Source organism: Bacillus sp. PK3_68 (genome assembly GCF_003600835.1).
Lineage (GTDB): Bacteria > Bacillota > Bacilli > Bacillales > Domibacillaceae > Pseudobacillus.
Genome location: NZ_NQYC01000001.1, coordinates 1,553,098 through 1,575,335, shown reverse-complemented (window position 1 = coordinate 1,575,335; position 22,238 = coordinate 1,553,098). Strand labels below are relative to the sequence as shown.

The following is a 22,238-nucleotide window of genomic DNA, read 5'->3' as shown; positions in this document are numbered from 1 at the left end:
TAGTCATGACCTTCATGGTCATTGAGCAGTCTGTTCATTAATAGGTTCTGTATACATCCATAATGGCGCCTGTTCTAGAGTCAGCGATAAACTCGAATTGTTCTCTCTCCTGACCAATGGTACGGGAAATCCCGCCTTTATAAACCATTTTGTCCATGCCCACTTTCTTCAATGGTTCCGGTTTCATTTTGATCCAAGAACCGTCAATAGCGCCCTCTGATTTAAATGCTTCCTTGACTTCTTTCAATGCTTTTTCCGCTGAGACATATGTAGTCTTCGTTAAGCTTTGCTGTACAAATACAGCACTGGCTGCTCCAGCAGCTGCTCCCAAAATAAAAGTTCCCCAATTCATACTCATATTTTTCACCCCTGTTTTTAATAGACTGATATAAGTATACCTTAATTTAAAAAATGCTGAAACTTCTGTCATCCATGTTCAGAAAATTGCCATAGTCTAAACTGGAAGTTTAGTCCATCTTTCTGTAGAATGAAGGCAATTCAGACTTTAAAAGGAGAGTAGAGCATGAATAAAGAAACAATGGAACTCTTTAAGACGTTAACGGAACTCCCGGGGGCTCCTGGAAACGAGCATGATGTGCGCCGATTCATGCGTACGCAGTTGGAAATGTATGCCGATGAGATTGTGCAAGATGGCCTTGGAAGTATTTTTGGGGTGAAAAAGGGAGCAAGCAATGACCCCATCGTTATGGTTGCCGGTCATATGGATGAAGTGGGCTTTATGGTAACGCAAATTACAGATAATGGCATGATCCGGTTTCAGCCGCTGGGCGGCTGGTGGGGGCAGGTGCTGCTCGCCCAGCGTGTGCAAATTATGACGAACAACGGTCCCGTTATCGGTATTATTGGCTCAGTACCTCCTCATTTACTTAATGAGGAGCAGCGCAAGAGACCGATGGAAATAAAAAATATGCTTATTGATATTGGGGCGGACGATAAAGAGGATGCAAAGAAGATCGGTATCAAACCAGGCCAGTCCATTTTGCCAGTTTCCTCTTTTACTCCAATGGCTAATGAGAAAAAAATCCTTGCTAAGGCCTGGGATAATCGCTATGGATGCGGACTTGCCATTGAGCTGTTAAAAGAGCTTCAAGATGAAACAGTACCGAATCATCTTTACTCTGGTGCGACTGTACAAGAGGAAGTCGGTCTGCGTGGTGCCCAGACAGCCGCTGAGATGATTAATCCGGACATCTTCTATGCACTAGACGCAAGTCCGGCAAATGATGCATCCGGTGACAAAAAGGAATTTGGCCAGTTAGGAAAAGGTGCTCTCCTCCGTATTTTCGATCGGACAATGGTTACTCACCGAGGGATGAGAGAGTTTATTCTTGATACAGCTGAGAGTCATAATATTCCTTATCAATATTTTATCTCGCAAGGGGGCACAGATGCTGGCCGTGTTCATACGTCCAATAAGGGAGTGCCGAGTGCGGTTATCGGCATCTGTTCGCGCTATATCCATACACATGCCTCCATTATCCATGTGGATGATTACGCAGCAGCGAAGGAATTGCTCATTCGCCTCGTGAAAGCAAGCGACAGAGCAACGGTCGATTCTTTGAAGGCAGGAAGCTGATAAACAGCCAGGCGCTTGTTACAAAAGGCGCCTGTTTTTGTTTTGACAAAGCCATATGAAAGGGTCAAGAATTTAACAGAGAAAGAAGGAAATAAAATGAAAATAGCAATTGGCTCATCCAATCAAGCGAAGAAGCTGGCTGTAGAGAAGGCGGTAGAAGCAGCTAACTTAGAAGCAGACGTTGTTACTTTGTCTGTTCCTTCCGGGGTTAGGGAACAGCCGTTTTCTGATGAAGAAACGAGACAAGGCGCAGTTAATCGGGCGATGGCTGTTCTTAAGGAAACGAAAGCTCATATGGGTATTGGTCTTGAAGGAGGGGTCATGGAAACCGCAGAGGGGCTGTTTTTATGTAATTGGGGAGCTCTTGCTGTTAAGGAGCATCCAATTATTACAGCCGGTGGAGCGAGAATCTTGCTGCCTGAAGAGGTAGCGGAGCCGCTTCGTGGTGGTGAAGAGCTTGGCCCAGTAATGGATCAATTTACGGCTCGTGAAGAGATTCGCCAGCACGAAGGAGCTATTGGTGTTTTTACGAATGGTCTGGTAACGAGGGATGAAATGTTCTTTCACGTAGCAAAATTATTGCTAGGGCAATTTTTGCTAAATAATAAAAAATGAGTGTAGGTTTATTCTTTATGTATCAGTGATTATAGGGCATCCGCTCTAACTGTAGCTAGTTCCGATGTGATGAGCGCATGCAAGTCTTTCTGCTTCATTTTGCCGGACATCTTGTGATAAGCTTACTCATATTAAAAGATGTGACGAAAGACTGGTTTAAGCCAGCTAGATGATTATCTCGACAGGAGGAAATAAGGGTGAAGAAATTAGCATCAATGGAAGAATTTCAACAGTTGAAGGAATCAGGAAAGCATATTTTTTTATTTTCAGCTGATTGGTGTCCGGATTGCCGGGTAATTGAACCTGTGCTGCCGGAAATCGAAGCAAAATACAGCGAATATCAATTTGTATATGTAGATCGTGATGATTTTCTTGATTTATGCATCAATATGGACATTTTTGGAATACCGAGCTTCGTTGCTTTTGATAGCGGCAAAGAGCTTGGCCGTTTCGTAAGCAAGGACCGAAAAACGAAGGAAGAAATTGAACAGTTTATCGAAGGATTATAAAGAGCAAACGTCTGGCTTATCGGCCAACGCCAATTTTTTGGCAGCCGGGCAGCCAGACGTCTTTATTGAGAAAGGGGAGAGAGTGTGGACTCAAAAAAATTAAGGCGCATTCTTGAAGAACGTCTGCAAAAGGAAAACCGTTCGTTTACATTTGATCGCGAAAAAGATGAGCTGCGAATCGAGAACAAGGAATCAGGAAAAGGAATTACCGTTTCTCTGCCAGGAATTGTAGCCAAATGGCATGAGAAAAAGGAGCAAGCCATCGATGAAGTGGTATATTACGCAGAGGAAGCATTGGCAGTTATGGGAACGGAGCATTCTTTGTCTGATCAGGAAAAAAATATTTTTCCTGTTATCCGCTCTACTTCTTTTCCGAAGGAAGCAACAGAAGGCAACCCGTTTTTTATTGATGAACATACGGCAGAAACAAATATTTATTATGCCCTAGACCTGGGAAAGACTTATCGTTTGATCGACGAACAGCTCATGAAAAAAGAAGGCTGGACGAAAGAACGCATTCGTGAGATGGCACGCTTTAATTTACGATCTTTGCGAACGGACACCAAACAAGATAAGGTCGCCGGCAATATATTTTATTTTCTAAATACAAATGACGGCTATGATGCCAGCCGAATTTTGAATGACAAGTTTTTGAAAGATATGGCTGAAAAGGCACAAGGAGAAATGACAGTATCTGTTCCTCATGGGGATGTACTTATTATAGGAGACATTCGCAATGAAACGGGTTACGATGTACTTGCTCAGATGACCATGAGCTTTTTTACAGGGGGGCATGTACCAATCACTGCACTTTCTTTTATTTATGAAGAGGGAAAATTGGAGCCGATTTTCATTATGGCCAAAAACCGGACAGTTGAAAAAAAAGATAAATAAAGCCCCAAAAAGCTTGGAAGCATCTACCTGTTTCCAAGCTTTTTTGGGCTTTTCGGTGCAAAAGTCTCAAATGTTGTTATTTGCTATCGTCATAGCGGTAAAAGCTGTTAAAATAAGAAGTGATTTTCTAAAAAGAAAAGGTGATTTTAATGAGTTTTTTCAAAAGAATAATGGGATTATTTCGTGAAGAAATAGATGAAGAATTTGAACAGCCGGTTGAGCTGCCTAAATATGAGGAGACGCCTTCACAACGAGCCGATGAGCTGCCGGTCCCTCCTGTTTTTCATGAACGTCCTCAAGAAACACAAGAGATGAAAACCAAAATAGCTTACCGCTATCCTTCCAGAGAGTTGTATCCTTCCAGAAAGGAGAAGGTACAACAGCGGCCGCGACGAGAGAGGCGATTGCAATTAGAAAAACAGAATTTCTCAGATAATAGGCGGGAGCAGGAATATACTTATCATCAAGAAGAGCCCGCTCCTTCCAAGCAGCCTGTCAAGGCATCTACGACGTACCGTCCGTCTCCCGGTCCTTTCAAACCAACAGAAATCCCTTCTCCCGTATACGGGTTTCATAAACGGCCTGTAAGTAAAAATGAAACAGTGACAAAGCGGGAGGAAAGAGAAGAATTGCCAGCTGCGATTGACGAGGAACGGGTGGATGTACAACAGGTCGTGATTGATAAGAAAGAAGAGATAGCATTCAAGCCGACTGATTCTGTTCAAACAGAAGAGCCCTCGTCGAAATTACCGAAAGAAGAACCCGGGCTTTTATTTAAACGCGAAGAAATGAAAAAAGATATTGATAGGAAGCCAGAGGGAAAAGAAGAATTGCCAGCTGCGATTGACGAGGAACGGGTGGATGTACAACAGGTCGTGATTGATAAGAAAGAAGAGATAGCATTCAAGCCGACTGATTCTGTTCAAACAGAAGAGCCCTCGTCGAAATTACCGAAAGAAGAACCCGGGCTTTTATTTAAACGCGAAGAAATGAAAAAAGATATTGATAGGAAGCCAGAGGGAAAAGAAGAATTGCCAGCTGCGATTGATGAGGAACGGGTGGATGTACAACAGGTCGTGATTGATAAGAAAGAAGAGATAGCATTCAAGCCGACTGATTCTGTTCAAGCAGAAGAGCCCTCGCCGAAATTACCGAAAGAAGAACCACTGCTCTTATTTAAACCTGAGGAAAAGAAAAAAGCATTTGATATAGAAGCGGTATCCTCCTTCGCCGTGAAAGAGGAAGTCACTGTCATGTCAGTAGAGCCTCTGTATGAAGAAGAAGCTTCTGTTTTATTAAAGGAAGAGTCTGATCTCGAGTTGGTCATGGAGGAAAAGCCAGCCCCTCCGGAAAATCCGGATGGAAAGCTGCCAGCGGAAAAAAACTTTTCCCGAGCGGAAGAAAGAAGCCGCAAAAGAAGGCAAACACCGTTCAATGTTATTATGTCAAAGCAGGATCGTGAATTATGGAAAAAACGCGTAGAAGAGCCACAGGTGTTGGTTGAGAAACCCGTAGAAGAGCCAGCTAATGACTTTGATAACTCTGTTCAGCCTTATGAAAAGGAACCAGAAGGCACCCTGCTGCCGTCTGTCGCTGTGGAGGAAAGTGTAGAAGGGGCTATGGACAATGAGGAACCTGATTATTACGTCTTTCCTTATGAAACGTATTTATCCCCGCCTATTATAAAAGAAGTAAGCGGAGATTTCGTAGAGAGTCAAAGTGAAGTTCTAAATGAAACATTTAAAAACTTCAATGTAAAAGCTTCAGTAGTCAACGTGACTGTCGGTCCTTCTGTTACGAGGTTTGAAGTCGAGCCGGAGCGGGGCGTAAAGGTAAGTAAAATTACCAATTTAACAGATGATATTAAACGGAGCCTTGCTGCGCGTAACATCCGAATTGAGGCACCTATTCCGGGGACACAGGTAATTGGAATTGAAGTGCCGAATAAGGAAAGTCGTCCAGTTCAAATTAGCGAAATTATTTCCAGTCCGGCGTTTAAAGAGAGTTCTTCTCCACTCACTTCAGCTCTTGGTCTTGATATTTCCGGGGAACCGGTCGTGTTGGACTTGAAAAAAATGCCCCACGGTTTAATTGCCGGAGCGACGGGATCGGGGAAAAGTGTCTGTATCAACTCGATTCTTGTCAGCCTTTTATACAAAGCAGCTCCGCACGAACTTAAGTTAATGCTTATTGATCCAAAGATGGTAGAATTGGCCCCTTATAATGGCATTCCTCACTTAGTGAGCCCTGTCATTACCGATGTAAAAGCAGCTACGGCTGCTTTGAAATGGGCAGTGGAGGAAATGGAACGGCGATATGAATTGTTTGTTCATTCGGGTGTCCGTGACATTACCAAATATAATGAGAAAGCAGCAGAGCATGGCAGGAAAAGTGAACATTTGCCGTATATCGTTATTATTATTGACGAGTTAGCTGATTTGATGATGATGTCACCAGCAGATGTAGAGGAAGCCATTTGCCGGATTGCTCAGAAAGCTCGTGCGTGTGGCATTCATTTAATTGTAGCGACGCAGCGTCCTTCCGTTGATGTTATTACCGGATTGATCAAAGCGAATATTCCAACAAGGATTGCTTTTTCTGTGTCCTCTCAAGTAGATTCGCGTACAATTATCGACGCAGGCGGTGCAGAAAAACTGCTTGGCCGCGGTGATATGCTTTTCTTAAATAATGGGGCATCGGAGACGGTTCGCTTACAGGGAACGTTTGTATCCGACGATGAAATTGATACGATTGTGGCGCACGTACAAAAGGAACAGGAACCCAATTATTTGTTTGAGCAAGAAGAGCTTTTGCAGAAAGCGGCCATTTCAGAAACAGAGGATGAACTTTTTCCGGAAGCATGCGAGTTTGTTGTTCAACAAGGAGGAGCTTCAACTTCGCTTCTGCAAAGACATTTCAAAATTGGCTATAATCGGGCTGCTCGGTTGATTGAGATGATGGAAACCCAAGGGTTTGTTTCCGGGCAGCGGGCCGGAAGACCACGGGAAGTTCTTTTAACAGAAGAAGAGCTGCAGGCTCTTCATGAGTCGAACGCCAACTGATTTTTTCCTTGAAAGGTAATTTGTGGAGGGTCGCTATCAAGGCGTCCTCCTTTTTTAATTAGAGAACAAAACGCTGCATAGTCATCCGCCCAAAAAAGTGTTATAATGTTTCAATGTAAAATGCTAACTGTCCGTCGTCTATAAAAGGGCAAAATGGCTTAAAATACATATAATGCTTACGGATAGACGAATGCTGGAGGTTCTATTATGACAACATACCACTTTGTTGGAATTAAAGGCTCGGGAATGAGCGCCCTTGCACAAGTACTTCACGACCGAGGTGAAACCGTGCAAGGTTCTGATGTTGATAAATCCTTTTTTACTCAAAAAGCACTGGAGGATGCAGGCATTCCCATCCTGTCCTTTCGGGCCGATAATATTCAGCCTGGCATGACTGTGATTGCAGGAAATGCATTTCCTGATGAACATGAGGAAATTCAACGGGCGAATGAATTGCAAATACCTGTTATTCGTTATCATCGCTTTCTCGGAGATTTTATGCAAAGCTTTACGAGTATAGCGGTAACGGGTGCCCATGGAAAAACATCGACAACCGGTTTACTTGCCCATGTGATTAGCGGGGCAAAGCCGACTTCTTTTCTTATTGGAGATGGCACAGGGAAAGGGGAGAAGGATGCGGAATACTTCGCGTTTGAGGCGTGTGAATATCGACGCCATTTCTTGTCCTATGATCCTGATTATGCCATTATGACGAACATTGATTTCGATCATCCAGATTACTTTGCTGATGTGGAAGATGTTTTTTCTGCCTTTCAAGAAATGGCCTTAAAAGTGAAAAAAGGAATTTTTGCATGTGGGGATGATGAATACCTGCAAGGCATCCATGCAAAAGTACCGGTTGTTTTTTACGGTTTTGCAGAAGAAAATGATTTTCAGGCGCGCAATGTTCAACATGATTCAAGCGGAACGACATTTGATGTTTTTGTGCGTCACACGTTTTACGCTTCATTTAAAATTCCAACGTTCGGGGATCATAATATCTTAAATGCGCTTGCTGTTATTGCGCTTTGTCATTATGAGGCCATCGATACGGAGATTGTAAAAGAAAGACTGCTCACATTCGAAGGTGTGAAGCGGCGTTTTTCTGAGAAAGTCATTGGGACACAAGTGCTAATTGATGACTATGCACATCACCCGACGGAGATAAAGGCAACTATTAATGCTGCACGTCAGAAATATCAGGATAGAGAAATTGTCGTGATTTTTCAACCGCATACTTTCTCAAGAACACAAACCTTTCTCGATGACTTTGCGGAAAGTCTCAGCGGAGCCGATGGAGTATATTTGTGTGATATTTTCGGATCTGCCCGTGAACATCAGGGCCAGTTGACGATCGAAGATCTGCAAGAAAGAATTCCGGGCTCCGTTTTGATGAAGGAAGGAGATACTTCTTCTTTATTCAAACATAAGGATAGTGTGCTAATTTTTATGGGAGCCGGAGATATTCAGAAGTTTCAGTCTGCGTATGAAAATTACTTGAATGAACAATAATGAGAAGGTGGCAGCTGTCATTTTCTCTTCGGCTGCCGGGGGAATCCTCCGGCAGTTTTCTTTTCAGGCAGCTGTGGCTAAACAGTGAACATTTCATGCTTTTTTAATAAATAAGAAGGGAAAATAAGCATTTAGGAGAAATTATCAGTGTTTAACCTTTTATTTGTGGGGTAACTTTAGTGTATAGTATATAAGAAATTGCAGGAGGTGTTGCGGAATGGAAATTATTTTGTATTTGAGTGCTGCAGTGGCAGCGATTGCTTTTTTAATCCTTGTTTTGAGCTTAACCAAAACATTAAAATCGGTTGACAAAACATTGGACAGTCTTTCCCGAACAGTAGATAGGTTGGAAGGACAAATGCAGGGGATTACAGCCGAAACAACAGAACTACTACATAAGACTAATGCCCTTGCTGAAGACGTTCAGCATAAGACAGAACAGCTGAATACAGTAGTATACGCTGTTAAAGATGTAGGTTCGACTGTGCAAAACCTGAACCAGTCTATCAATAAAGTCACTACAACGGTTGCCTCACAAATGGAGAAAAACCAATATAAGATTTCTCAAGCAGTACAGTGGGGAAATATTGTCAAACAACTCGTTGAAAAGTTTAAAGACGGAAAAGAAGAGCGACCGCGCAAGGTGAATGCTGGAGAGCTATCTACGCCAGACTCTGCTTCACCTGTAACTCGTCAGCCTAATTATTAAAGAAAAGGAGAGATTTATATGGGACAAATGAAAAAGCCGAACGTAAAGTATGATAATTATGAGGCAGGAAACAGCTACGATGATGGTACAATGAATACAAAAGATTTTTTAATTGGTGCATTAGTCGGCGGGCTAGTTGGTGCTGCTACTGCTTTATTTATGGCTCCGAAATCCGGAAAAGAACTGCGTGAAGACTTTAACTCACAAGCAGGAACATTGAAGGAACGGGCTAGCGGCTGGACGGAAATGGCAAAAGAAAAAGGAACGAACCTTGCTACTGCTGCTAAAGATAAAACGTCTACATTGTCTCAATCTGTCCAAGAACAATCCGGTGTATTAATGGATAAAGTGAAAACCATCATGCCAACAGGCAATGGTTCCGATTCAGGCAACGGCAGTACAGGTGACATGATGGATAAAGCGAAAGAAACGGCGAGCTCTGTCAAAGAATCTGTCTCCCAAAAGTTGGAGGAAACGAAAAAGGCGTTTGATCAAACAGAGAAAAGCCTAAGTGGAACCAATGGATCATCTTCTAAATCTCAATCTAACTCAGCAAACGCATCCAACAGCTCTTCAGAACCGGAGAAGTCTTCTCCATCTGTTTATGCGAATCCAACCGATGTAGGAGTGGATGAGAAAGCACAGGGGGGCGGTCATAATGCGCCTAATAACTCTGTTAAAAACAACAATAATTTTTCAAATAAGGGTAACTCGAACAGCGGCAAGCAAAACAACAAGAAAAATAACAAATAAAACAGCGGCTTGCCCGCTGTTTTTCTTTTGGATAACGAAATTTATACATTTTTAAAATAGAAGGGTGACAATTGTGAAAAAAATTGAGTTGATTGCTGATTTTGAAAAGTTGATTGAGGAAAATGAACGTTTCTTTTTCTTTAAGCACAGTACCACCTGTCCGGTGAGTGCAGGTGCCTTCAATGAGTACCAAGCTTTTTTAAATGAACACCCTGAAGAAAAAGGGTACTATTTGGCTGTTCAAGATTCAAGAGAGCTATCTAACTACATAGCGGGAGAATATGATGTTGTTCATCAATCTCCGCAAGCGTTCTTATTTGAAAATGGGCAGCCTTCCTGGCATGAGTCTCATTGGAAAATCACACATGCACAGTTAGAAGAAGTAAGCTCTAAAAAGTGAAAGAAAGATAGAATGGTTAAAAAGGTATGAAAATACTTTTTTAGCTATTTTATTCGCTTTTTTACTTTAACGCTTAAAAGCGTCTAATAATTAAAGAAAATTATTCGTGACATTTCAGAATGTTTGTTTTATAATAATCCCTAACATTAAAAACATTATCTCAATTGCTTATGCTCTTTCAGCCGGCGAAAGAAAAGCATTTGGAAAAGTGCAACAGCGGATTACGAAAAGAATGCAGATAAATATATTAAAGCGGAAGGATGATAATTGTGAGTAACCAGGAACTAGATCAGTTGAGACAACGTGTTGACGAGATAAATGTGGAGCTCCTGAACCTTATTAGCGAGCGAGCTACACTTGTTCAGGAAATCGGGCGAGTGAAAGAAAAGCAGGGCGTTAACCGTTATGATCCTGTCCGCGAAAGAGCGATGCTGAATAAGATTATTGAAAGTAATAGTGGACCATTTGAAACTTCAACGATTGAACATTTGTTCAAAGAAATTTTTAAAGCAGGATTGGAATTGCAGCAAGATGACCACCGCAAAGCGCTTCTTGTTTCCCGTAAGAAGAAGCCGGAAGACACAATTGTAGAGATTCGTGGAGAACAAGTAGGCAACGGCTCTCCTACATTTGTATTCGGTCCGTGTGCTGTAGAATCTTATGAACAAGTGGCAGAAGTGGCACAGGCTATTAAGGATAAAGGATTGAAGCTCATTCGTGGTGGAGCATTCAAACCTCGTACTTCTCCTTATGACTTCCAAGGACTAGGCTTGGAAGGTTTGAAAATTTTAAAAAGAGTAGCGGATGAATACGATCTCGGAGTTGTCAGTGAGATTGTTAACCCAGCCGACATTGAAGTAGCTTGCGATTACATTGATGTCATTCAAATCGGTGCCCGCAATATGCAAAACTTTGAGTTGTTAAAAGCTGCTGGTAGTGTGAAAAAACCGGTATTGCTAAAACGCGGCCTTGCCGCTACAATTGAAGAATTTATTAATGCCGCTGAATACATCATTTCCCGTGGGAATGACCAGATTATACTTTGTGAACGAGGCATTCGGACATATGAGCGTGCTACACGCAATACCCTTGATATCTCAGCTGTACCGATCTTGAAACAGGAAACACATTTGCCTGTCTTCGTAGATGTTACTCATTCGACAGGACGTCGTGATTTATTAATTCCAACAGCAAAAGCAGCCCTTGCTATCGGAGCAGATGGAGTAATGGCCGAGGTGCATCCAGATCCGGCGGTAGCCCTTTCTGACTCTGCACAGCAAATGAATTTGCAACAATTTGATGAATTTTATCGTGAAGTTCTTCAAACTATTCCTGTAAAAGCGTAACTCCTGTGTATTCACAGGAGTTTTTTTTGTTAAGATAGAGATAAAAGCTAATACGAAGGAGAAGATATGAAAATGAATATAACGATCTACGATGTAGCACGAGAAGCAAGTGTTTCTATGGCTACGGTTTCCCGCGTAGTAAACGGAAATCCAAACGTGAAGCCAGCTACACGAAAAAAAGTATTGGAAGTAATTGAACGGCTTGGCTATCGCCCGAATGCTGTAGCTCGCGGATTGGCCAGCAAGAAAACAACAACAGTGGGTGTTATTATCCCGGATATTTCAAATATTTTTTATGCAGAGCTTGCAAGAGGAATTGAAGATATTGCCACAATGTATAAATACAATATTATCTTAAGTAATTCCGACCAAAACAAAGATAAGGAAATTCATTTAATTCATACAATGCTTGGTAAGCAGGTGGACGGGCTTGTATTTATGGGCGGCCGGATTACAGAGGAGCATGTAGAGGAGTTTAAGCGTTCTCCGGTTCCAGTCGTGCTTGCAGGTTCTTTAGAACCGACAGGGGAAATTCCATCTGTCAATATTGATTACCAAGAAGCAGCTGTAGATGTCATTCATTCGTTAACAGAAAAAGGTCATAAACATATCGCATTCATCGATGGTCCATTGGATGACACAATCAGCCAATATGTAATGCGCGGATATAAAGAGGGACTTGCTGCTGCAGGTCTACCGGTGGCTGATGAGTTAGTTATCGATGGGGATTATACTTATGAGGCTGGGATAGAAGCGTGGCATCGATTAGAAACAGCTTCTGTGAAGCCGACGGCTGTCTTTGCAAATGGAGACGAAATGGCTCTAGGTATCATTCATGGTGCACAAGATAGCGGCGTGAAGATTCCTGAAGAACTGGAAGTCATTAGTTTTGAAAGCACCAAACTGGCTTTAATGGTTCGGCCGCAACTGACGTCCGTAGTGCAGCCGCTATATGATATTGGAGCAGTTGCTATGAGGCTATTGACAAAGTATATGAATAAAGAAGAAGTGGAAAGTCCGATTGTCGTGTTGCCGCATCGTATTGAAGAAAGAGGGTCAACAAAGTAAAATTTCCTCCGATAGTAGAGATAGAGACTGTTTCTGAGACAGAAGAGAGGGAGGAAAGATGAAAAAATTCGATGCATTGACACCGATTGGCATTGTTGCAGGTTTTGTCCTGCTGGCTTTCGCCGTTTTGACGAGCGGTGGCGCGGAGGGGTTTGCTTCATTTATCCACTTGCCGTCTATTCTAATTGTCTTTGGGGGATCACGGCGGGCTTGCTAATCAACTTTCCATTTAGCGAGATCAAGCATATCTTTACGATCATAAGACAGGCGTTTCGAGAAGAGGAAATGAATCTGGAAGCCCTCATTGAAAGATTCGTCGCATTATCTGAAAAAGCTAGGCGCGAGGGTTTGTTAACACTGGAAAAAGGGTTGGAACAGGAAAATGATAAGTTTCTTAAGAAAGGTATGCTGCTAGCGATTGATGGGATCGAACAGGATATGCTAGTGGATATTATGAGCGCTGAAATTACTGCTTTGGAGGAACGCCATAGAAAAAAGAGAAGCATCCTTGAAAAAGCAGGAGAATACGCACCAGCTTGGGGAATGATCGGAACGTTGGTCGGGCTTGTTCTCATGTTGAAAAATCTAGATGATCCCACTTCATTGGGGCCTAATATGGCAGTAGCTCTGTTAACCACATTCTATGGTTCCCTGCTTGCCAACCTTGTTTTCTTGCCGATGGCTGCAAAATTAGAGCTGAAAACAGAACAAGAGGTGTTTTTCCGGGAGATTGTTATTGAAGGCGTAGTAGGGGTTCAAACAGGGCAAAATCCAAAAATTCTTCGGGAAAAGCTGCTTGCTTTTTCATCTGACAGCAAAAGAAGTGTGACGGAGACGATCACTGCAAATGAGGCGGCGGAGTTATGATCAGCCGTCGCCGTCCTTCCCGCAAACCAGAGCAAAAAGGAGCACCAAAATGGATGGTGACGTTTTCTGATCTTGTTACGCTCGTTCTCGTATTCTTTATTTTGCTTTTTTCTATGTCGCAAATTGATATGATTAAGTTTAAAACAATCGCACAGTCATTTAATGCGCAGGGAATTTTCCAAACGAATGATTCCATTGTTCCTGGGGAATATCCTTCAGAAAAAATGAACAAGGAAGAAGCAGATCGGAATGAACAGTCACTTGATGAGCTTGCAAAGGAAGTTCAGAAGTACCTCAAGGAGAATGGGCTTGAAGACACGGCTGCAGCCATTAGAAATGAACGTGGTGTAGTGCTTGTTTTACAAGAACAGATCGTGTTTGGCACGGGAGATGCTGTTATTCTGCAAGAGGCTTATCCTTTTCTAGAAAAGACAGGGAAGCTGCTAAAAACCATTCCTAATCTTGTGAAAGTGGAAGGACATACGGATAATAGACCTATTAAAAATTCTATTTATCCATCTAACTGGGAGCTTTCCAGTGCACGAGCAAGCAGTGTTATTCGCTTCTTTATAGATAACAGCGGTCTTGATCCTGAGCGGTTCATCGCCGTAGGTTACGGTGATACACGGCCGCTTGTGCCGAATATAAATGAAGGCAATATGCAAAAAAACCGTCGGGTGCAAATTGTGATTTCTGACCCGGCATACAAAGAATAAAAAAGCGGCCCATCATCGGGCCGCTTCAGTTTGTCGACAAAAGGGGTTCGGAATAGTCTTATTCCGAACCCCTTTTGATTTTTCGGTAGTTTTAAAGCCATTCGAGAGAAAGATAGACCTCTCCGAGGTCATCATTTAAGCCATTTCTGGTTCTCGCCAAGTCCAGCTGGCCATTTTCTTGAGATTCATGGCAGCGAAAGTAAGCATCGCTTGCATCGACAATTTTTTAAGTCCCCTTAACGTTGTCCAACGCATGCCATGCTTTTCTTTTGCATCTGCGAATACACGCTCAATCGTTTCTTTTCGCTCCGCATAAATCGCTTTAACTTCTTCGTGGTGGCGAAGATGGTCGGCCTCTTCCATATATTTCTGCCAAATATGGCGTGTCACCACTTTTTGATGATCTCTGCTTTCCGTGCATTTAGCTAAAAAAGGGCAGGAGGTACAAACCTGTTTGGGTGATCTGTATTCACGATAGCCTTCCTTATTCGTCGTTGAGTAATTCAATACTTCCCCTGCCGGACAAAGGTAACAGTCAAAATGTTCATCGTACACATAGTCATGCTTTCTGAAGAAGCCCTCTTTTGTGCGCGGCCGTGTATAAGGCAAAGCAGGTGTCATGCCGTTTCCCATTAAATAACTGGCAATGGCAGGTGTTTTGTAAGCTCCATCTGCACCAACAGCTTTAGGTTTTCCTACCTTTTCTATCACTTTCTCCATTAACGGCTCTAAGATCTGGCTGTCATGTGTGTTGCCTGGTGTGACCATTGTGCCAATTACGAATCCCTTACGGTCTGCGGCCGCGTGAAAGGAATAGGCAAATTGTTTGGTTCGTTCGTCTTTAACGTAGTAGCCACTGTCCGGATCGGTTGTACTTTCCTTGATTTCTTTCGTTTCTTCTTTATCGAACTTATCTGGCGGGAACGGCTTTTTTCCATGATCCTCTCGGTCCTGATTAATCTCTTTTTGGAGGCGTTCCTGATACGCGCGTGTTTCTTTGCGAACCATTTTCTTTTCAAATTTACGCTTATTCGCGCTAGCTTTTACATGAGTGGAATCCACAAAAACGTGCTCCGCACTAATGAGCTTTTTCTCGGCAGCTATTTTTAAGATACGATAGAAGATCTGTTCAAACAGGTCGGTATCTTTAAAGCGACGCTCGTAGTTCTTACCGAAGGTAGAGAAATGCGGCACTTTATCATGGAATCCATAACCGAGAAACCAGCGGTAGGCCATATTCGTTTCCACTTCCTCGATCGTCTTGCGCATGGATCGAATGCCAAAGGCATATTGGATAAATGTTAGTTTAATTAAAATAATTGGATCAATGCTTGGGCGGCCACTTCCGCATACAATCCTTCCACCAAGTCATAAATAAAAGAGAAATCCATCGCTGCCTCCATTTTACGGACCAGGTGATTCTCTGGTACAAGCTGGTCTAGAGCGATCATTTCTATTTGATTCCGTTGGATTGGATTGTTTTTCGAAAGCATCTTTCTCGCCTCAAGCGTTTGATCTATTTATTTTAAAACAGGTATGGTTGTACGGCTACTCTAACTTTGTAACCCCTGTTGATTGAAATGGATGGCGCAAAGACTCCTGCGGGATCAGCGGGACAGGTGAGACCCCGCAGGCGCTTTCGCGGCGAGGAGGCTCACCGCCCGCCCCGCGGAAAGCGAAGCGCCTGGAATGGAAATCAACAGCTCCCATTCACAAGCAAAATAAAAAGGACTGTAGACAAACTCTAGAATTTCATTGAGTTTGTCTACAGTCTGAAGCGGCCCATCATCGGGCCGCTTTTTTATTCTTTGGCTCCGTTAAAGATGAATGTTATTTTTTCTACTCATCGCTTGCAGCGAAAATCAACAATCAAGCATAACAGAGCCTATTTTTTTAACTGACGAAGAGGATAGAGCATTTTTTCCAAGGTTAAACGGTTTTTCTCCTCGATCTCCGGTTTTCGCGGAATCGCTGGATATAAACCTGGAGGATCGTCCCACTGAGTGGGGAGCTGGACAGGTGATTTGGACTGCCATTTCTCAATCCATTCTTTAGGGAGTGCACCGGATACATTTGAATGGTTAGTCATGGCGAGCCAAATGTAAGCCCAGGCCCGTGGAACAACTCGCCAGATGTCGTATCCGCCACCGCCAACAGCAATCCAACGCCCATCACAATAACGGTGGGCGACCTGATGAGCAATCTCAGGAATTCGCCGATAAACATTCATCGTAGTAGATAGATGGGTAAGTGGATCATAAAAATGAGCATCTACCCCATTTTGCGTTAAGATGACATCAGGTTTAAAAAAGTCCGCAACTTCCCATATGGAGGTTTCATACGCCTCAAGCCATGAGTCGTCCTCAGTAAAAGCATCTAGAGGAAGATTAAAAGAAAAACCATATCCCTTTCCTTGACCCCGTTCATTAATATTTCCAGTTCCAGGGAAAAGGTATCGGCCGGTTTCATGAATAGATAACGTGCATACATCAGGGTCGTCATAAAAAGACCATTGTACCCCATCGCCGTGGTGAGCATCTGTATCGATATATAAGACCCGTGCCTGATACTTTTCTTGTAAATATTTAATGGCTACTGAACTGTCATTGTAGATGCAGAAGCCTGACGCTTTCCCGCGAAAACCATGATGAAGGCCTCCCCCTAAGTGCAGGGCGTGTGCTGCTTTCTCTTGCATTACCCAATCAGCGGCTGTTAATGTGCCGCCGACAAGCAGGGCGCTTGCTTCATGCATGCCTTTAAACATTGGTGTATCCTCTGTACCTAGTCCATAGCCTTCTGCAATATCAAGGGGCAGCTCGCCATTGCCTGCTTGTTGGACAGCTTCAACGTAAGCAATATCATGGATAAGCTGCAATTCTTCCTTTGATGCTACACGAGGAGGAATTATATCACTTTCTTGAATTCTATTCATTTTTTTTAACAAATCGATAGTTAATGTGAGCCGGAATTGATTGAAAGGATGATTTTCGGAAAATTTGTAAGAAAGAAGCTGATCCGAATAGACGAATACTGCCTCTTTTTTCATGAAGACATGCCTGGCATATTTGGCCACAACACAGTATGCCCTTCCTGTTTTAAATCATCAATCACTCCGGTCGGGTTCATCATTCGCACGCGGAAAACAACAATTTTCGAATCTTCATCTTCCTTATCCGGATATACGAGAACACTGTGAATATTCGCCCGCCGTTTATTCAGGATGCTGACGACATCAAATAATTCACCGGGTCTATTCGGCAATTTGACCTCGATGCGCGAGCCAGGCTGATTGGCACCGGTCAATTCAACAAATGTATGAAGTACGTCTGTTTCGGTTACGATGCCAACGATGTTCCCTCCTTGGACAATAGGCATGCAGCCAATGCTATGCTCATAGAAGACAGCAGCGACATCTTCTACAAAATCAAGCGGATGTCCGGTAACGACATTTCGTTGCATAATTAGAGAGAGCGGCTTGTTCAGTTCTTCGTCGCTTAAATCTTTCTGTAAAATAGAAGGTGTGGAATCTTTGACATCACGATCTGCTACAATACCCACAAGTTCTCCTGTTTCATCTATAATCGGCACGTGGCGGATTTTTTTATCTCTGAACAACTGCAACGCCGTACCGATCTTGTCATTCGGTGACAGTGTATGTACTTCTTGCTGCATAATTTGCTCCACGATCATTTAGTCATCCCCCTTTGTTAATACATAAAGCGATTCATAAAGCGCACTTGATCAAACTTTTCAATCGATGTTTGGTCCACATGTTTGCCGATGCGCACCATTAGACAATTTGCCGGATGGGAACTGATCTCTGGATCATCGGTTGCATACCATACCAAGCCGCCGGCATTCATCATTTTCTCCATGATCTTTCTGTATTCCCATACGTTTAGACCGGTCCCCTTTAGATCCCAATGCCAATAGTATTCAGTAGTAATGATAATATAATGTTCCATCATTTCATCCAGCATGGAGAGCTTAATCATGCTTTTGCCAAGCTGAGTGCCACGGTAAGGAGGAGCAACCTCTACTGCTCCAAGCTCAATTAAATTATCAAGATTGGCTTCTGACCATCTTTCCAGAGGATCGGGGTAGAGATAGGTTACGTAGCCGATGATCACATGACCGCTGCGAGCAATAATAATGCGCCCTTCAGGAAGATCGGCAATTTCTACGAGCGCCTGATGCTGCTGTGCAGGCTGTCGAAAAGCGGTCAGCCCTTCATGAAATGTCATATTAGCTAGAGCTTCTGCAGAAACCGGGCCTTCGATAATAATAGTCCCTTTTGACGTTTCCACTTCTTGCGAATGATACTCTTTTTTATGCTCCATTAAGTCACCGCCTTCATCATTCCATACTTGTATTATACCTGAATTTCCCACTTATAAAGCGTTTTCACTAAATTTTCGCAATTCTTTGTTGGCTGCAATAGGTAAGTAGAGACATAGACTAAATGGTTGTTTCAAAATTGTGAAAAATGGGAATTTGAGTTATAATAGAGACTGAATTCTTACATAGGGGGGAGCGGTTATATGAAATTGGAAACGTTGACAGTAAAAGAGGGAAATTATAATTTAAAAGATTACGATGAATTATATGCTTCATTTAACTGGAAAGATGCTGAGAAACATTTTTCCTGGTCTGAAACCGGTAAAATCAATATTGCTTACGAGGCAATTGACCGTCATGCGGAATCCGGCCTTAAACAAAAAATTGCTCTCTATTACAGAGACGCGGATAGAGATGAAAAATATACATTTGAAGAAATGAAAGAATATACGAACAAGGCAGCCAACGTCTTAAAGACAGCAGGCGGAGTAGAAAAGGGAGACCGGGTCTTCGTGTTCATGCCGCGTTCACCAGAGCTCTATTTTACCGTACTTGGAACCATTAAAGCTGGAGCGATTGTCGGTCCGCTTTTTGAAGCCTTCATGGAAGGGGCTGTTCGCGACCGTTTGGAGGACAGCAGCGCAAAGGTGCTCGTTACGACTCCAGACTTGCTTGATCGTGTGCCTATTAATGATCTACCAGCCTTAGAAAAGATCTTTATCGTCGGTGACAGTGTGCCGACTGGAGATAAATATGTGGATTTTAACGCCAAAATGAAAGAAGCAGACGCCTCATTCGATATTGAATGGATGAATTTAGATGATGGCATGATTCTCCACTATACTTCTGGCTCAACAGGTAAGCCGAAAGGCGTCTTGCATGTTCATCGAGCGATGGTTCAGCAGTACATGACAGCTAAATGGGTACTTGATTTGCAAGAGGATGACGTATATTGGTGCACAGCTGATCCAGGCTGGGTAACTGGAACATCTTATGGGATTTTCGGGCCATGGCTTACAGGCACAACGAACGTTATTGTCGGAGGTCGTTTCAAACCGGAAACTTGGTACCAAACCATTGAAGATTATAAGATTACTGTCTGGTACAGCGCTCCAACTGCGTTTCGCATGCTGATGGGAGCCGGAGATGAGGTTGTGAAGAAGTTTGACTTAAGTTCTCTTCGCCACATTGTCAGTGTGGGAGAGCCGCTCAATCCAGAAGTTATTCGCTGGGGAGCCAAAGTATTTGACCGCCGTATTCATGATACATGGTGGATGACGGAAACAGGTGCTCTCGTAATTTGTAACTACCCATCCATGGACATTCGCCCTGGATCGATGGGTAAGCCAGTTCCAGGGGTAAAGGCCGCAATTGTTGACGATCAAGGAAATGAATTGCCGCCAAACCGCATGGGCAACTTGGCTATCAAAAAGGGCTGGCCATCTATGATGGTTGCTATTTGGAATAACCCGGAAAAATATGAATCTTACTTTATGCCGGGCGATTGGTATGTATCCGGAGACTCTGCTTACATGGATGAAGATGGCTATTTCTGGTTCCAGGGTCGTGTGGATGATGTAATTATGACAGCTGGTGAGCGGGTCGGACCGTTTGAAGTAGAAAGCAAGCTGATTGAACACCCGGCTGTGACCGAAGCAGGTGTTATCGGTAAGCCAGACCCTGTTCGTGGAGAAATTATCAAAGCATTTGTTGCTCTTCAAGAAGGATACGAGCCAACAGATGAACTGAAAGAAGAAATCCGTCAGTTCGTTAAGACGGGACTTGCTGCTCATGCGGCACCGCGTGAAATTGAGTTTCGTGACAAGCTGCCAAAAACACGCAGCGGAAAAATCATGCGCCGTGTTTTAAAAGCTTGGGAGCTTGATCTTCCTACAGGTGATTTGTCAACAATGGAAGATTAATAAGAAGGATCTAACCGGTTTGAAGCGACTTTTCTAACGCTTTAAAACCGGTTTTTTCTTGGATTCTGTTAAAGATAAATAAAGTTTTTTATAGGAAGTGTTCACTGTATTCGGCGACTTCAACAAAATCAACCATCCAGTGGGAGATCAACTTTTCTTAAATTGGGTTTGACTTTTCTATAACGCTTTGTTTAAATATAACGTATACATTTACATATTTAAGCCATGAAAGGATTAAGTAGTTCGCTATCCCTGTTAAAAGAGAGCCGGTGGTTGGTGGAAACCGGTACAAATAGTTGAATGAATTACCTCCTGGAGCTTTTGCTGTGAAACGTGTTTACCAGATCAGTAGCAGCAAACGGAACAACCGTTATCTAAATGAGTGGAGAAGATCATCTTCTCAAGCTTGGGTGGTACCGCGCTTAATAGCGTCCCTGCAGTAACTGCAGGGGCGTTTTTATTTTGTGAAAATATAGAAAAGAAGGGAAGATAAGAGATGAATCTATTGGAAGAATTGCAATGGAGAGGGATTATTTATCAACAAACAGATGAAGAAGGAATTAAAGAACTGTTAGAAAAAGAGAAAATTTCACTTTACTGCGGAGTAGATCCAACAGCAGACAGCATGCATATTGGCCATTTGCTGCCATTTTTAACGCTGCGTCGTTTCCAAAATAATGGACATCGCCCGATTGTTCTTGTGGGAGGAGCAACGGGATTAATTGGAGATCCAAGCGGTAAAAAAGAAGAGAGGAAGCTGCAGACGCTTGAGATGGTCCAGCATAACGTGTCCTGCATTAAAAAGCAGTTAGAGAAGATTTTTAACTTTGATGGAGAAAACGGAGCCGAGCTTGTGAACAACTATGACTGGGCTGGTTCTATGGATATCGTGACATTTTTACGCGATTTCGGAAAGCATATTGGCGTCAATTACATGCTTGCAAAAGATACTATAGCGTCCCGACTGGATACTGGTATTTCCTTCACGGAATTTACGTATACGATTTTGCAAGCAATGGACTTCCTGCATTTATATGAAGATCATAATTGTAAAATGCAAATTGGCGGCAGTGACCAATGGGGAAACATTACAACCGGGCTGGAGCTAATCCGCAAAATGAAACCAGAAGGCGAGAAGGCGTACGGTTTGACAATCCCGCTCGTTACAAAAGCAGATGGTACGAAGTTTGGCAAAACAGAAAGCGGAGCCATCTGGCTTGATCCCGAAAAAACAACACCTTATGAGTTTTACCAGTTCTGGATTAATACAGCCGATGCAGATGTTGTTAAATACTTGAAAATATTCACGTTTTTAAGCCCTGCAGAAATTGAAGAGCTTGAAACAGCAGTACAGGAAGAGCCGCATTTGCGTAAAGCTCAAAAGGCACTGGCTGAAGAAATGACTCGTTTAATTCACGGCGGCGAAGCACTGGAGCAAGCGCAGAAAATTACAGATGCTCTATTTAGCGGAGATGTCAGAAGCTTAACAGCTTCAGAAATTAAACAAGGATTTAAAGATGTGCCATCATTTGAACAGGCAAGCGAAGAGGAAATAGGTCTTGTAGACTTGCTTGTCGCTGCTGGTATTTCTTCGTCGAAGCGCCAAGCGCGGGAAGATGTCCAAAATGGTGCGGTTTCTATTAATGGCGACAAAGTAACAGACACAGCCTATGTTTTATCGGAAGAGGATAAAATGGAAGGCGAATTTACAATCATTCGTCGTGGCAAAAAGAAGTACTACTTAATTAAATACAAATAAGTAAAAAACAAGTGATCAAAAAAGAGGATGCTCCAACAAGTTGGGGACATCCTCTCTTTTATTAACAAGAGTGAAACTTAATCGTTATAAGTTCTATTTATTGTAGATAAAAGTTCTTTTTAAGCTCTTTAGGCAATTTAAATTTGCAAATAATGATCTTTTTCAAACATA

General features: G+C 42.8%; 18 protein-coding genes, 2 pseudogenes and 1 other annotated feature. Of the genes and pseudogenes, 15 read left to right on the top strand and 5 right to left on the bottom strand.

Going from position 1 to position 22,238, the window contains the following annotated elements; translation table 11 throughout:
- Positions 1 to 37 precede the first annotated feature (37 nt).
- On the bottom strand, positions 38 to 358 hold the full coding sequence (locus tag CJ483_RS08150; RefSeq protein WP_340852829.1) for a PepSY domain-containing protein: 321 nt from the start codon (positions 356 to 358) through the stop codon (positions 38 to 40).
- 165 nt (positions 359 to 523) lie between these two features.
- Between CJ483_RS08150 and CJ483_RS08145 the strand changes: the two genes are divergently transcribed.
- The 13 genes and pseudogenes from CJ483_RS08145 (at position 524) to motS (ending at position 14,048) form a co-directional block, all read left to right on the top strand.
- On the top strand, positions 524 to 1,597 hold the full coding sequence (locus tag CJ483_RS08145; protein WP_120033880.1) for a M42 family metallopeptidase: 1,074 nt from the start codon (positions 524 to 526) through the stop codon (positions 1,595 to 1,597).
- A gap of 96 nt (positions 1,598 to 1,693) precedes the next feature.
- Positions 1,694 to 2,212 (top strand): DUF84 family protein, encoded by a 519-nt coding sequence (locus CJ483_RS08140; protein WP_120037866.1) that lies wholly within the window; start codon positions 1,694 to 1,696, stop codon positions 2,210 to 2,212.
- 197 nt (positions 2,213 to 2,409) lie between these two features.
- On the top strand, positions 2,410 to 2,721 hold the full coding sequence (locus CJ483_RS08135; protein WP_120033878.1) for a thioredoxin family protein: 312 nt from the start codon (positions 2,410 to 2,412) through the stop codon (positions 2,719 to 2,721).
- A gap of 84 nt (positions 2,722 to 2,805) precedes the next feature.
- Positions 2,806 to 3,615, top strand: coding sequence for a DUF1444 domain-containing protein (locus CJ483_RS08130; RefSeq protein ID WP_120033876.1), 810 nt, complete (start codon positions 2,806 to 2,808; stop codon positions 3,613 to 3,615).
- 149 nt (positions 3,616 to 3,764) lie between these two features.
- The gene (locus CJ483_RS25405; protein ID WP_120033872.1) at positions 3,765 to 6,677 is read left to right on the top strand and encodes a DNA translocase FtsK; all 2,913 of its coding nucleotides are present in this window, start codon (positions 3,765 to 3,767) and stop codon (positions 6,675 to 6,677) included.
- A 207-nt stretch (positions 6,678 to 6,884) separates the two neighbouring features.
- A complete protein-coding gene (gene murC, locus CJ483_RS08115; RefSeq protein WP_120033870.1) occupies positions 6,885 to 8,189 on the top strand; it encodes a UDP-N-acetylmuramate--L-alanine ligase in 1,305 nt (434 codons plus the stop codon).
- A 217-nt stretch (positions 8,190 to 8,406) separates the two neighbouring features.
- Positions 8,407 to 8,898, top strand: coding sequence for a DUF948 domain-containing protein (locus CJ483_RS08110; protein ID WP_120033868.1), 492 nt, complete (start codon positions 8,407 to 8,409; stop codon positions 8,896 to 8,898).
- 18 nt (positions 8,899 to 8,916) lie between these two features.
- Positions 8,917 to 9,651 (top strand): YtxH domain-containing protein, encoded by a 735-nt coding sequence (locus CJ483_RS08105; protein ID WP_259455591.1) that lies wholly within the window; start codon positions 8,917 to 8,919, stop codon positions 9,649 to 9,651.
- Between the two features lie 73 nt (positions 9,652 to 9,724).
- Positions 9,725 to 10,051: a bacillithiol system redox-active protein YtxJ gene (ytxJ, locus tag CJ483_RS08100; protein WP_120033866.1), complete on the top strand. Its 327-nt coding sequence runs from the start codon at positions 9,725 to 9,727 to the stop codon at positions 10,049 to 10,051.
- Positions 10,052 to 10,320: 269 nt separating this feature from the next.
- Complete coding sequence (locus tag CJ483_RS08095; RefSeq protein ID WP_120033864.1) at positions 10,321 to 11,397, top strand: bifunctional 3-deoxy-7-phosphoheptulonate synthase/chorismate mutase; 1,077 nt, start codon at positions 10,321 to 10,323, stop codon at positions 11,395 to 11,397.
- A gap of 72 nt (positions 11,398 to 11,469) precedes the next feature.
- Complete coding sequence (gene ccpA, locus CJ483_RS08090) at positions 11,470 to 12,465, top strand: catabolite control protein A (protein WP_120037862.1); 996 nt, start codon at positions 11,470 to 11,472, stop codon at positions 12,463 to 12,465.
- A gap of 58 nt (positions 12,466 to 12,523) precedes the next feature.
- A pseudogene (motP, locus tag CJ483_RS08085) lies at positions 12,524 to 13,332 on the top strand (flagellar motor protein MotP).
- Positions 13,329 to 14,048 (top strand): flagellar motor protein MotS, encoded by a 720-nt coding sequence (gene motS, locus CJ483_RS08080; RefSeq protein ID WP_120033862.1) that lies wholly within the window; start codon positions 13,329 to 13,331, stop codon positions 14,046 to 14,048. The pseudogene motP and the gene motS overlap by 4 nt, the downstream one beginning before the upstream one ends.
- A 135-nt stretch (positions 14,049 to 14,183) precedes the next feature.
- Here the strand turns inward: motS and CJ483_RS08075 are convergent.
- The 4 genes and pseudogenes from CJ483_RS08075 to CJ483_RS08060 all read right to left on the bottom strand — a co-directional run bounded on the left by CJ483_RS08075 (position 14,184) and on the right by CJ483_RS08060 (position 18,388).
- Positions 14,184 to 15,541, bottom strand: a pseudogene (locus CJ483_RS08075) (IS1182 family transposase).
- Between the two features lie 392 nt (positions 15,542 to 15,933).
- A complete protein-coding gene (locus CJ483_RS08070; RefSeq protein WP_120033860.1) occupies positions 15,934 to 17,094 on the bottom strand; it encodes an acetoin utilization protein AcuC in 1,161 nt (386 codons plus the stop codon).
- Positions 17,091 to 17,738 carry an acetoin utilization AcuB family protein gene (locus tag CJ483_RS08065; protein ID WP_120033858.1) on the bottom strand — a complete coding sequence of 216 codons (648 nt, stop codon included), beginning with the start codon at positions 17,736 to 17,738 and terminating at the stop codon, positions 17,091 to 17,093. The genes CJ483_RS08070 and CJ483_RS08065 overlap by 4 nt, the downstream gene beginning before the upstream one ends.
- Positions 17,739 to 17,755: 17 nt before the next feature.
- Positions 17,756 to 18,388: a GNAT family N-acetyltransferase gene (locus tag CJ483_RS08060; RefSeq protein ID WP_120033856.1), complete on the bottom strand. Its 633-nt coding sequence runs from the start codon at positions 18,386 to 18,388 to the stop codon at positions 17,756 to 17,758.
- A gap of 201 nt (positions 18,389 to 18,589) precedes the next feature.
- Here CJ483_RS08060 and acsA point away from each other — a divergent pair, with 201 nt between their 5' ends.
- Both acsA and tyrS read left to right on the top strand, forming a co-directional pair.
- Positions 18,590 to 20,308, top strand: coding sequence for an acetate--CoA ligase (acsA, locus tag CJ483_RS08055; RefSeq protein ID WP_120033854.1), 1,719 nt, complete (start codon positions 18,590 to 18,592; stop codon positions 20,306 to 20,308).
- Positions 20,309 to 20,524: 216 nt separating this feature from the next.
- Positions 20,525 to 20,747, top strand: a binding site (T-box leader).
- Between the two features lie 57 nt (positions 20,748 to 20,804).
- Positions 20,805 to 22,067, top strand: coding sequence for a tyrosine--tRNA ligase (tyrS, locus tag CJ483_RS08050; RefSeq protein WP_120033852.1), 1,263 nt, complete (start codon positions 20,805 to 20,807; stop codon positions 22,065 to 22,067).
- Positions 22,068 to 22,238: the final 171 nt, after the last annotated feature.